This is a genomic window from Pedobacter chitinilyticus, assembly GCF_003313385.1.
GTDB lineage: Bacteria > Bacteroidota > Bacteroidia > Sphingobacteriales > Sphingobacteriaceae > Pedobacter > Pedobacter chitinilyticus.
This window is the reverse complement of record NZ_QMHN01000002.1, coordinates 240,850-254,122: the sequence shown is the minus strand read 5'-3', so window position 1 is coordinate 254,122 and position 13,273 is coordinate 240,850. Positions and strand designations below refer to the sequence as shown.

Here is a 13,273-nt window from a genome sequence, read left to right as displayed (position 1 = left end):
ACTTTTTATTGTATAGGATTGAAAAATAATGTGACATAAATAAGATTGAATAGTCCATGAAAAGCGTAGTTTTGAATAGTTCTAAATAATAAAATATGGCACCACATCAAAATCATAATGAGGATGGTTGCTGCGGACATCAGCGCCATGAAAAACATCCAAATCATCATGACCACGACCACGATCATAGCCACGGAGATTCGTCTTCTTTTAAGACCTATTTACCTGTAGTTATTTGCTTGGTAATATTGCTTGCCGCCATTGCATTTGACCAGCTATTGTTTTCTTTTTTCACAGGCTATTTAAGGTTAGCTTGGTATTTATTGGCTTATTTCTTAGTGGCATGGCCAGTAATTAAGGAGGCTTTTGCCACCATCGCTAAGGGAAATATTTTTACGGAGTTTCTTTTAATGACGCTGGCAACCATAGGAGCATTGGCTTTAGGCGAATATCCAGAGGCGGTAGCCGTAATGTTGTTTTATAGCATTGGCGAACTTTTTCAGGATGCAGCGGTAAATAGGGCTAAAAAAAATATTAAATCTTTGTTGGATGTACGCCCAGATACCGCAATGGTTTACAGAAATGGGGAATACCAAACAGTAAAGCCGCAAGAAGTAGAAATTGGAGAGACTTTGCAACTAAAAGCAGGCGAAAAATCGGCCTTAGATGGAGAACTGCTAAGTGACAGTGCCAGTTTTAATACTGCGGCATTAACTGGCGAAAGCAAACCAAACACCCTTAGAAAGGGGGAGACAGTATTGGCGGGAATGCTAAATTTAGATGGGGTGGTGAGCTTAAAAGTAACCAAACGGTTTGAAGATAGTGCACTTTCCAGAATTTTAGACTTAGTGCAAAATGCAAGTGCTAAGAAAGCCAAAACGGAATTGCTTATTCGTCGATTTGCCAAAATATATACACCTATTGTGTTTTTCTTAGCTATTGCGCTGGTATTTGTGCCCTATTTTTTTGTGGCCAATTATCAATTTAACGATTGGTTGTACAGGGCTTTGGTTTTCTTGGTGATTTCTTGTCCTTGTGCGCTGGTCATTTCTATTCCTTTAGGATATTTTGGTGGTATTGGAGCGGCTTCGGCCAATGGTATTTTGTTTAAGGGGTCTAACTATTTGGATTTGATTACCAAAGTGAATACCGTAGTGTTGGATAAAACAGGCACCCTAACTCAAGGGGTTTTTAAGGTGAAGGAAATACAGGCTGAAATACCAGAACAAGAATTTTTAGCTTATTTGGCTAGTCTTGAAAGCCAATCTACGCACCCTATCGCAAAAGCGGTAGTGGCCCATGCCAATTTGAAGGAGTTATTGCGGGTAGAGGAGGTGAAGGAAATTGCTGGTCATGGTTTAAAAGCTACGGTAAATGGCGCTACGATAATGGCAGGTAATGGCAAATTGCTAAGACAGTCTGAAATAGCTTATCCTGAGGATTTGGATAAAAAAGTTGAAACTACCGTTTTACTGGCGGTAAATGGAAAATATGCAGGCTTTGTAAGCATCGCTGATGAAATTAAACCTGACGCCAAACAAGCGATTTTGGCCTTGCACGCTGCAGGAGTTGACCAAATAGTGATGCTTAGTGGTGATAAAACCGCAATTACCCAAAAGGTGGCAGATGAGTTGGGAGTAGACCAAGCGCATGGTGATTTGTTGCCAGAAGGTAAGGTAGAAAAACTAGAGTCTATTAAGAAAGATGCGAGCAGAGTAGTAGCTTTTGTGGGTGACGGGATTAACGATGCACCAGTATTGGCACTGAGTGATGTGGGGATGGCAATGGGCGCTTTGGGAAGTGACGTGGCCATAGAAACCGCTGACGTGGTAATCCAAAATGACATGCCGAGCAAAATTGCCGTTGCTATTCAAATTGGTCGTGCTACCAAAAAGATTGTATACCAGAATATAAGTTTAGCTTTTGGGGTAAAAGCGGTGGTGCTTATTTTGGGTGCTGGGGGCTTGGCAACCATGTGGGAAGCTGTTTTTGCTGACGTAGGTGTTGCCTTTTTGGCCATCTTAAATGCGGTTCGTATTCAACGGATGAAATTTTAACTCCTGCGTTCAATTTGTTATATTTGGTTATGACACCTATAAAAACATATCCACAACCTGACGAGAAGATTTATTCGCTTAACGAATTAGATGAATCGTTAACCTATAGCTATGCGCATTATTTAAACTGGCTTTTTGAAGACCGATTGGAATTGATTAAAGGGAAAATCTATAAGATGAGCCCTGCGCCTTCCAGATTGCACCAGAAAATTTCAGCAAATATGCTTCATGCGTTTGCTGGTTTTTTAAAAGGAAAGCCTTGTGATGTTTATGCCGCTCCATTTGATGTGCGTTTTCCGAAGAGTAGCAAAGCGGATAAAGATATCTATACCGTTCTTCAGCCTGACCTTTGTGTCATTTGCGATAAAAGAAAGTTAGATGATAGAGGCTGTTTAGGCGCACCAGATTTAGTAGTGGAAATTTTATCTCCTGGAAACAATAAGAAAGAACTTTTGTATAAATATAAGGTGTACGAAGAATTTGGAGTAACAGAGTACTGGATCGTTAGCTTTAGTGATCAAACCATTTTGAAATACACTTTAAATAATGATGGTAAATATGAGCCATCTAAAATATTTACATTAGGTGAAACGATTGGCTCATCTGTTTTGACTGGATTTGTACTTAATGTTGATGCAGCTTTTGAAGATTAATCTTTGCGCTCCTTTGCGAAAGCTTTAAAAATCTTGGCGGTAAGATTTGAAGTTTGGTCTTTTAAATTTCTGAGCGATGAAAAAATAATCGCGAAGAATAGAAGAAGTTCCGCTAAGAACGCAAAGAGACAATAGTTTTATCTAGGTTGTTTTTTAAGACAAGTCTTTGCGCCCCTTTGCGACAACTTATCTAACCTTTGCGGTTAGAAAACGAAGATAGAATTCAGGTTTTTAGTAATCTAAACCCGATAGTATGAAAAGCCCGCAGCGAAATTTAATGAGCGAGGACTTGAAAGGATAGCGGGACTTGCTTTAATAGTGATTTAAACATTGCTTTACAAATGATCACTAAAGCTGACAAAAATTCTACTTATCAACTAGATTTTGTAACTTTTGTCAGTAAATAATGCTGTTCAAAAGCTTACAAAAAACCGACAATTGGTGTCTTTTCGTATGTATTATTGTAAAAATCTTATCTAAATAGGGTAACAAAACAATAGCTCACAACATATTTGATTGATAATGTTGTTGTATAATATAGCATGATGGTTGCTTAATCCACCAATATGGCGTAATTGTTGATAAAATATAAAAATCGAGACGCCGTATTTATAAAACAAATTTATAGTTTAGTGTCGTCCCCGATAACATACAGATTATGGAAGCTAAATTTTCACCACAGGTTAAAGACGTGATTTCTTTCAGCAGGGAGGAAGCCCTGAGGTTAGGACACGATTATATAGGCGCAGAGCACTTGTTGTTGGGCCTTATTCGCGAAGGAGATGGTATGGCCATAAAGATCTTAAAATCTTTAGGAGTGGATACTTTGAAACTTCGTCGATCTATTGAAGAAGCCGTTAGAGGCACTTCGAGCGTTACGGTTAATTTGGGAAATATTCCTTTAACCAAGCAAGCTGAAAAGGTTTTGAAGATTACCTATTTAGAGGCTAAGATATTTAAAAGTGATTTAATTGGAACGGAGCATCTGTTATTGTCTATTTTAAGAGATGACGACAATATCGCTTCACAAATTTTATTACAATATGGTATTAACTACGAAACCTTTAAACAGGAAGTAGAAGTTAATAAAAACGGATTTAAGGACGAAGCACAAGGTGGCGGTACCGCTGGAGGCGATGATGACTATCAAGAAGAAGAAAGCTTCACCGCTCCTAAAAAGGTTTCGGATATTAAATCAAAAACGCCAGTACTAGATAATTTCGGAAGGGATTTGACCCGTGCCGCGGAAGAAGGTAGATTAGATCCAATTGTTGGTCGTGAGAAAGAGATTGAGCGTGTTTCGCAAATTTTGTCGCGTAGAAAGAAAAACAACCCGATTTTAATTGGTGAACCTGGTGTTGGTAAAAGTGCCATTGCCGAAGGTTTGGCTTTGCGCATTGTACAACGGAAGGTTTCGAGAGTGTTGTTTGGCAAACGAGTAGTGACATTGGATTTGGCTTCGCTAGTTGCAGGTACAAAATACCGTGGTCAGTTTGAGGAACGCATGAAAGCGGTGATGAACGAATTGGAGAAATCTACCGATGTAATTTTGTTCATTGATGAGATCCATACCATTGTTGGTGCTGGCGGCGCTTCGGGCTCTTTAGATGCTTCGAATATGTTTAAACCTGCATTGGCCAGAGGCGAGATACAATGCATTGGTGCAACTACGTTAGATGAATATCGTCAGTATATTGAGAAAGATGGCGCTTTAGACCGTCGTTTCCAAAAAGTGATGATTGAGCCTGCCTCTCCAGATGAGACAATAGAAATTTTAAATCGTATTAAAGAGAAATATGAAGAACACCACGGTGTAACTTATACCGATGAGGCAATTAATGCTTGTGTTTCCTTAACTTCAAGATACATTACTGACAGATTTTTACCCGACAAAGCCATTGATGCTTTAGACGAAGCTGGTTCACGTGTTCACTTAACCAATATTCACGTTCCTGATAATATCATTGCTATTGAAAGTAAAATAGAGGATATTAAATTAGAGAAAAACCGTGTAGTAAAAAGCCAAAAATATGAAGAGGCTGCCAAACTACGTGATACCGAAAAGAATTTGCTAGAGGAATTGGACAAAGCAAAGGCCGAGTGGGAAGCAGAGACTAAAACTAAACGTTATGAAGTTTCTGAAGACAACGTGGCTGAGGTAGTTTCAATGATGACTGGTATTCCTTTGCAACGTGTTGGACAAACGGATAGCAATAAGTTGTTGAATATGTACGACACCATTGCTGATAAGATTATTGGTCAGGATGATGCTATTAAGAAATTAACCAAAGCGATACAACGCACCAGAGCGGGCTTGAAAGATCCTAAAAAACCAATTGGCTCGTTCATTTTCTTAGGCCCAACGGGTGTAGGTAAAACTGAATTAGCTAAAGAGTTGGCTCGTTTCATGTTCGATGCGGAGGATTCTCTAATTCAAATAGACATGAGCGAATACATGGAGAAATTTGCGGTATCTCGTTTAGTGGGAGCGCCTCCAGGGTATGTTGGCTACGAAGAAGGTGGTCAGTTGACTGAAAAAGTACGTCGTAAACCTTACGCGGTAATCCTTTTGGATGAGATCGAAAAAGCCCATCCAGATGTATTCAATATCTTATTACAAGTATTAGATGAAGGTCAGTTGACTGATAGTTTGGGACGTAAAGTAGATTTCAGAAATACCATTATTATCATGACCTCGAATATTGGTGCACGCCAATTGAAAGATTTTGGTGCTGGTGTTGGTTTCTCTACTACAGCGAAGATCAATCAAAACGATGCACATAGCCGTGGAGTGATTGAAAATGCACTTAAACGTGCTTTTGCACCTGAGTTCTTGAATAGAATTGACGATGTAGTGGTGTTCAACTCTCTTGGTAAAGAAGAAATCTTCAAAATTATTGATATTGAGTTGAGAGCTTTATTCGGAAGAGTAGAAACTTTAGGCTACAAAATTAAGCTTACTGACGAAGCCAAAGATTTTATAGCGGAGAAAGGTTTTGATAGTAATTTTGGAGCCCGTCCATTGAAACGTGCGATCCAGAAATACTTGGAAGATCCAATTGCTGAGGAAATCCTAAAAGGAGAAGTTCACGAAGGCGATACCTTGGAGGTAAACTACAATAAAGAAAAAGAAGAAATTGTAGTGGCGCCGAAAGGCCCAAGCAAAAAGAAAAAGAAAGAAGAAGGAAGTGTAGAGTAGGATAGGAAAAGCCCCGTAATTACGGGGCTTTTTTATTTTTGTTGTAAAATATTTGACAATAAGCTTGGTTTCAAAAATCCGAAGGATTTCAATGTTTGTAGAACAGAAGGTGATTCAAAGTATACGACTCCGTAAGAGTCGAACCAATTTTTTTATAAACCAATTTTATAAATATTTGACTCCAAGGTCTTCGAAAAATTAAATTTATATCCACCACTCTAAAACAGGCTCATCTGTGCCTTTGGTACTTTAAATTGTGAGCTATCGAGTTCAATTCTTTTGAGGTTAAGCTTGTTGATTTTACAATGCAGCTTAAAGGTATTGCTCATGAGCTGTGCAAAATTCCCTTCTCCACGCATTCTGGTGCCAAAGCGGCTGTCGTTTACATTTCCATCATGGCAATCTTGAATTTGATGCCAAACCTTTTCAAACCTGTCAGGGAAATTTTTGGAAAGCCAATCCTCAAATATCTTGCTGATAGAACCATTTAGCCTTACTACCGTATAGCCCGCAGATACTGCACCAACATCGGCACTGGCTTTTAAAATGGCTGGTATCTCATGGTTATTTAAGCCTGGAATCATAGGAGCTGCCATTACACCCATGGGTAAATTGGCTAGACTCAACTGCTCAATCACTTTTAAACGTTGTTTAGCGGTGGTAGTTCTAGGTTCCAACTTTTGTCGTAGGTTTTCATCTAAACTAGTAATAGAAACAAAAACACTTGCTAGCCGATGTTTGGCCAACTCCTGTAGAATATCCAAATCACGCAAAATGAGCGCATTTTTAGTGATCATAAAAATAGGCTGTTTGTATTCCAGTGCAATTTGAAGCAATTGTCGGGTTAACTTATACTTTCGTTCACAGGGCTGATAACAATCGGTATTTCCTGAAATGGTAATGGGAGAGGCCTGCCAGTTTTTCTTTTCCAAGAATTTCTTGAAAAGCTCGGGTGCATCTTGTTTGACGATGATTTTTCGTTCAAAATCCAAGCCTGCGCTGAAACCCCAATACTCATGAGAATTCCTGGCGTAGCAATAAATACAGCCATGTTCGCAGCCTTGGTAAGGATTGAGCGAATACAACATGTTCACATCGGGGCTTTCTACTTTATTGACAATGCTTTTGGAATTCCCAATAATGAAGGAAGTTTTTTCGTTGGTGATTTCCCAATGATCAATTCCTTCAACATGCTCTTTGGTAATGCTATTCTTTAGATACTTGTTGTCTGTATTTAATTGCGCACCCCTTCCACTGAGATAGTCATTTGTATTTTCTTGCACTGTTTTCATTGCTTAAAATTACTAAAAATATTAGCAATTTTAAGCGGTCATGGTAATTTGTTGATTATTTTATTTCAATGGGCTTAAACTCAATAGGCACGGCATCCGCCATTTTTTCGTAGGCCCAAAAACCTTTGTATAAGGAGCTTCTTGGATTAGCGATGCTTCCATTTTTATAAAAAAACATTGGGGGGGCTACTAAGTTGATGAGTGATACCTGATAGTTTCCCATATCTGGAGCTCTGCTCACCTGAAATCCCAAATAGCTATACTCTTCTGTTTCCTTTTCTTTGGTGTACATTACAAACAGCTCATCTGTAAAGTTAATATACTTGATATCTTGGTTGTAGGTTTTCACTAAAGTGTCGGTAAGTACTTTGGCTTTATTTAACACGGCCATGGCTTTGGGCTTGCTACGTTCTTTTAGCCAAAAATTTAATGAATCATCTCTATTGAACGTGAGCATATTAATGGCTTTTGAGCCAGCGGTAAGTCTTTTGATATTCGCATTGATAACGCTATCTGGGTGCCTGTTTTTGTTGCCAATAGTTGCTAACTTGTGTATCACGAAACCTTCTGTTTCCGATGTGCTTTCGTATAAAGACTGAAAGAAATGTTGTGACGAGCCAAAGTAGGCGGTGTTACGTTTTTTATTCCATCGGTTAATTTTTGATTTTGAACCTTTCATCTCCTCAAAAAATGGAAATCCAGCGAAGTAAACTATTCTCGTTCGGTAGTCATATTCAAAATTTTGAAGCATGTACTTAATGTTATACCCCAATGCTTTGTTTTCTATAATGAGGAACTCTTTACTACTTACGGTTAACACTTTTCTCTGTTTGTCATAATCGATGTTCAGCACTTCACTATTCAAAATCTTACAATCTTTCGCATTGGGTGTTCTTCCAATAAAAAATTCCTTAAACAAGCTGAGGTAAGCTAATCGATTGGGATCTGGCTTAATCACCACTTCGTTTAACATTACAGGATTGGAAGTCAATAGCACATCCATATTCACTGATTTGTCGGAAATGATCACGCTTTTTGAATAAGGTAAATAACCAACTACCTGTACAAGCACATCATAGTTCCCAGCAGGTAATTTAGAAATCGTAAACTTTCCATCGGTATTAGTAATGGTAGAGATTTTGGTGCCACTTAAGTAAATAGCTGCGCCAGGAATGGTTTCCTTTTCGTCTCGCACGGTTCCGCTAATGCTAAAATTGTCTTGTGCAAAAACCGACAATTGGAAAAGCATAAATAAAAATGTAAAATAGTGCTTTAAACTCATTTCACTAAGTTAACTAAAAAATTAGTTTTTGATTATTTTTTTACGAAATTTTCGTAGGTAACTTTTTTGTTGTCTTTTATGTATATTTAACTAGATAAGCTAAATATCTATGAAAGAGAAACTAACATGCGCCATTATAGATGATGACAGTCTTGATCGGCTTGCTATAGAAACGGAAATTAATTTGTTGCAGAAGCTCAAAATAGTAGGAAGTTTTGGTAATCCGATAGAGGCATTGTCGGCATTTAAAAACACTATGCCTGATATTCTTTTTCTAGATATTGATATGCCAGAATTAAACGGCTTGGATTTAGTAAGATGTATTGGTGATTTGAATTCGATCAATGTAATCATTTCTTCTCATCCAGAATATGCATTGGAAGGTTTTCAGTTAAATGTGTTCGACTTTATTTTAAAACCATTGGAAACCGACAGATTTGAGCATACCGTGAAACGGATTTACGATTTTGCTCAATTAAGATACAAAGCGGAAGCTTACGATGTGCTGTTTGAAAATGAAAAGATTATTTTCAAAGAGGGTCATAACCAAGTGAGCATCAATGCCAATGAGGTTGTTTATTTAGAAGCTTACGGTGACTACACCAAAATTGTGACCGATAAAAAAGATCATTTGACCTTAACAACTTTAGGAAGTTTTTTGGAATCGCTACCTGAAGGGAAATTCAAAAGAATCCATCGGAGTTATGTTGTTCCCACCAGCCGTATTTCAACTTGCGCCGCTAAAGCACTTACCTTAATGAATGGAGTGGTTTTACCAATTGGAAAAACCTACTTAAAAGAAACGAAACAAGTTTTTAAATAAGACTATGAAAAACTACCTATCTACACTATTGCTAATGTGCTTGGTTACTTTGGCGTTTGCGCAAGGCGACCAACATTCTGCTAGCTTAAAGAAGCAGCAAAAAAAATGTGAACAGATTTTGGCCACTTTCAGTGGTAAGCCTGAAACTTTAGAAGCATTGATTAATGAAGGTGAAAGCGGTTTAAAAATGGCGAAAGCAAATGACCATGAATTTAAATTTGCTTTTAATATGGCTATTGGTACTGGATTTTACTATAAACAAGACTTCAAAAAAACACAGCAACATTTTGAAATTGCTTATGATGAAGCACTGCAAGCAAAGTTGCTGGAGAAGAGTTTAAAGCCGCTAGGAAATTTGGTGGTTTTATACCATTATCTTGGCTTGCAAACAAAGGCCGATTCCGCGGCGCAGAAACTGAAATTGATTGTTGAAAGTAATGATACTTTAAAAACTAAAGCTAATACGTACTATAACTTGGGTATTTATAACCAACAACAAAAGTTTTACTACAGTATTGCGTTAGGTAATTTCTTAAAAGCCGTAGAGCTGCAAAAGCCAATTGCAGATACGACCAAAATTGTGAAACTAAAGTTAGACTATGCTGTGATGCTATCGATGGTAGCGGAGATATACATTCAAATGAAGCAGCCCAAAAAGGCTATCGAGTATTTAAATGAAACAAAGCAATACTTAGGCCTTTCTAATATTTTTGATGTTACCGCTTTAGGGAAATTTATACGCAGTTACTCACAATTAAATGACAAAAAGGAAGCCTTAAAATATTATGAACTGTTGCATAAGATTGATGGCACTTGGTCAGAACTCGTATCCTCTAGTCTTGAGATAGCCGCTTTAGAAATGAAAACTGGCAACTTTGCACAGGCGAAGAAATACATAGATAAAGCTGATGTACAAGCGAAAAAAGATAATAAGGAAATTCTTACTTCATCAGTAAATGTGGTTTACGGCGATTATTACAAAGAAATAAAGAATTATCCTTTAGCCATTAAGTATTATAAGTTGGCGGAAAATGCGTCAAAAACATATAATAAACAGCAATACGTAGATTTATTAAAATCACTTACTGCCGTAGAGATCTTGTCAGGAAATCAGCAATCGGCGCACACGCATTTTAATCAATATATCGCTTTGTCGGATAGCTTAAATCAAAGTAAAATATCGTTGAATTTGGCAGAAATGGAGGCCAAATTTCAAAATGAATTTAAGCAGCAGAAAATAGTTTCGCTCAATAAAGAGAATGACATCAAGGATTTACAGTTACGGCAAGAAAAAACAACTAGATGGTTATTGATTGGTGGCGCCATCTTATTATTGCTGGCATTGGGTGGCATTTTATATAGTTATAGAGTTAAACAGAAGGCAAATTTACTGCTAGCTCAAAAAAATAATCAACTGGATATCTTGAACGAGCAATTAAGTAATGCTAACCAAACTAAAGCTAAGCTTTTCAGCATAATATCACATGATTTACGAAGCCCTGTAAGTCAACTTTTTACTTTTTTAAAGTTGCAGCAAGCTAACCCCGATGTTTTTTCAGAAAATAAACAAGAACATCAGCAAAAACTCATTCAATCATCCAGACAGTTATTGGCTACCATGGAAGATTTGCTAATTTGGTCTAAAAGTCAATTGGAACACTTTGAATTAGTGATCGCTCCAATCGCTATTGATGACTTATTTACGGATGCGATACAATTAATGCAAAATCAAGCCGATGCAAAAAATATAGCAATTAGTATTGGAGATTTGGAGGTTAAGCGTGTGCAAAGCGATGAAAACCTGTTGACTATCGTCTTGAGAAATCTATTGCAAAATGCAATCAACCATTCCTTTGAAGGAACAGCCATTCGCTTAAGCACAGGTTTTAATGAGCAAAATCAAGCATTTATTGCCATCGTAAATCAGGGAGAAATGATTCCAGTGGAGAAGATAAAAGAGCTGATGAACGATACGCATATCAAAAGCAAATCAACAGGGTATGGCTTATTAATTGTGAAGGAACTATTGCAAAAAGTTGGTGCAACCTTGCAGTTTACTAGCAATGAATCGGGGACAACGATGTCGGTAATTTTCGCTGAAAAGCAATAAACCTTCACCAACGATAGCTTTAGTTTCCCTTTATCGATTATTCATTTCCCTTCATCGATAACTTACCAGTTTGCACCTCATACTTCTATAAATTCAGAGATCTAAAATTTATAGAACGATGAGAAAAAGCAATTTTTTCCTAACTGTTATATGTATAGCATTATTGTTTAATGCTTGCTCGGAAGCTGGTTTAACTGGACCCGAAGGACCTGCAGGTGCCAAAGGGCCCGCAGGAGCGGTAGGTGCTGCAGGTAAGGACGGCAGCATTATGTACAGCGGAACGGGTGTGCCCGCTACCACACTTGGCGTAAACGGTGATTATTATCTGGATAAAAGCAATGGCAATTTGTACGGGCCAAAAACGGCAGCAGGTTGGGGGACGCCCCTAACCTTAATGGGTGCAACAGGAGCCAACGGAACTAATGGTACTAACGGAACTAACGGTACCAATGGCACTAATGGCAGTACAACCTTAAGTGGCAACGGAACGCCATCGATAGGAACAGGTATTAATGGCGATTATTTTCTTGATAAAACCAACTTTTTGCTCTATGGCCCAAAAACGGCTGCGGGTTGGGGCGTGCCAATTTTATTGAGAGGGGCAGATGGCGCACAAGGGCCAACTGGGCCAGCTGGTAAAGATGGTAGTATTATGCACAGTGGTACAGGCGCACCTGCTACTACATTAGGCGTAAATGGCGATTATTATTTAGATAAAAATACAGGTAATTTATACGGGCCTAAAACCGCCGCGGGTTGGGGAGGCCCTACTGCTTTAAGGGGCTCAAACGGTACTAACGGTACAAATGGAACCAATGGCAGTACAACCCATGCGGGCTTAGGTGCACCTAACTTATCTATTGGTGTTTTAGGCGATTATTATTTAGATAAAACAAATTATTTATTATACGGTCCAAAAGACAATATAGGTTGGGGAGCTGGAGTTTTATTGCGTGGTGCTGATGGAGCGCAGGGACCAATGGGCCCAGCAGGGACAGATGGAACTGTAATTTATAGTGGAGAGACAGCACCAGACCCAACCTTGGGTAAAGCTGGAGATTTCTACATTTCTAGGTTACCTGTAATGCTGTACGGACCAAAAAATGCCAATTTAGGTTGGGGCATAGGTACTAGTTTAAAAGGTGCCGATGGTGCAAATGGAACTAACGGTACCAATGGAAATACCATTTTAAATGGCGGTGGCCCTCCACAAAATACACAAGGCAATAACGGCGATTACTACATCGACTTGACTACTTATACCATGTACGGACCTAAAAACGGCGGTGCATGGCCATATCCTGGCGTTAGTTTAAAAGGAGCAGACGGCAACTCGAATGTAATTGCCTTGGAAACTGCTGATGCGGCTACGTTTGATTGGGCCTACGAAACCACTGATGTTAGAAATCTGATGATGCGTAGGAATGGAAATTATAACGACTCTACCTCAGTCTACAATATCCCTGCGGCCCATATTGCTGCTGCACAAACAGGTACAGTACTCGTCTATTTACGTATAAATAACGGAGCAGGGGTGGTTAATTGGAAACAGCTAAATTTTACCGATTATAACATTGGGGTAAGCTATTTTTATAATTATAGCTTACGGATTGATGCCACCACAGCAAAAGTGAGAGTTATTTCCAAATACAATACAACGTCGCCTTCTTTAATCAATATTGATAAAGTAAGGATAGTTGTTGTGCCGCCAAGCTCAACAGGAACTTTAAGCAACATCAATCCAAATACACCCATGTTGCAAACTATGCAAAAGCTCAATTTAAGCGATAAAGATTTTATAAAGTTGAAATAATAGCCTAAAGGGCTGATGTGATATTTCAGTACACATCAGCTTAA

8 protein-coding genes are annotated in these 13,273 nt (G+C 38.4%); 6 read left to right on the top strand and 2 right to left on the bottom strand.

Translation table 11 applies throughout. The features are described from left to right. Positions 1-95: 95 nt before the first annotated feature. The 3 genes from DUT70_RS07955 to DUT70_RS07945 all read left to right on the top strand — a co-directional run bounded on the left by DUT70_RS07955 (position 96) and on the right by DUT70_RS07945 (position 5,909). The gene (locus DUT70_RS07955) at positions 96-2,057 is read left to right on the top strand and encodes a heavy metal translocating P-type ATPase (RefSeq protein ID WP_113646797.1); all 1,962 of its coding nucleotides are present in this window, start codon (positions 96-98) and stop codon (positions 2,055-2,057) included. Positions 2,058-2,086: 29 nt separating this feature from the next. Further along, positions 2,087-2,710, top strand: a complete 624-nt coding sequence (locus tag DUT70_RS07950) for a Uma2 family endonuclease (protein ID WP_113646796.1) — start codon at positions 2,087-2,089, stop codon at positions 2,708-2,710. Between the two features lie 658 nt (positions 2,711-3,368). After that, positions 3,369-5,909, top strand: coding sequence for an ATP-dependent Clp protease ATP-binding subunit (locus DUT70_RS07945; RefSeq protein WP_113646795.1), 2,541 nt, complete (start codon positions 3,369-3,371; stop codon positions 5,907-5,909). A 218-nt stretch (positions 5,910-6,127) separates the two neighbouring features. Here the strand turns inward: DUT70_RS07945 and DUT70_RS07940 are convergent, their stop codons facing one another. Further along, positions 6,128-7,201, bottom strand: coding sequence for a PA0069 family radical SAM protein (locus DUT70_RS07940; RefSeq protein ID WP_113646794.1), 1,074 nt, complete (start codon positions 7,199-7,201; stop codon positions 6,128-6,130). Positions 7,202-7,256: 55 nt separating this feature from the next. Then, on the bottom strand, positions 7,257-8,450 hold the full coding sequence (locus tag DUT70_RS07935) for a carboxypeptidase-like regulatory domain-containing protein (RefSeq protein WP_240432057.1): 1,194 nt from the start codon (positions 8,448-8,450) through the stop codon (positions 7,257-7,259). A 142-nt stretch (positions 8,451-8,592) separates the two neighbouring features. On the opposite strand from DUT70_RS07935, the gene DUT70_RS07930 reads away from it, so the two are divergent. The 3 genes from DUT70_RS07930 (at position 8,593) to DUT70_RS07915 (ending at position 13,229) form a co-directional block, all read left to right on the top strand. Further along, complete coding sequence (locus DUT70_RS07930) at positions 8,593-9,306, top strand: LytR/AlgR family response regulator transcription factor (protein ID WP_113646792.1); 714 nt, start codon at positions 8,593-8,595, stop codon at positions 9,304-9,306. Between the two features lie 4 nt (positions 9,307-9,310). Further along, entirely contained in the window at positions 9,311-11,416 is a 2,106-nt protein-coding gene (locus DUT70_RS07925) for a tetratricopeptide repeat-containing sensor histidine kinase (RefSeq protein ID WP_113646791.1), read from the top strand. A 118-nt stretch (positions 11,417-11,534) separates the two neighbouring features. Further along, positions 11,535-13,229: a collagen-like domain-containing protein gene (locus DUT70_RS07915; RefSeq protein WP_162926590.1), complete on the top strand. Its 1,695-nt coding sequence runs from the start codon at positions 11,535-11,537 to the stop codon at positions 13,227-13,229. Positions 13,230-13,273 lie beyond the last annotated feature (44 nt).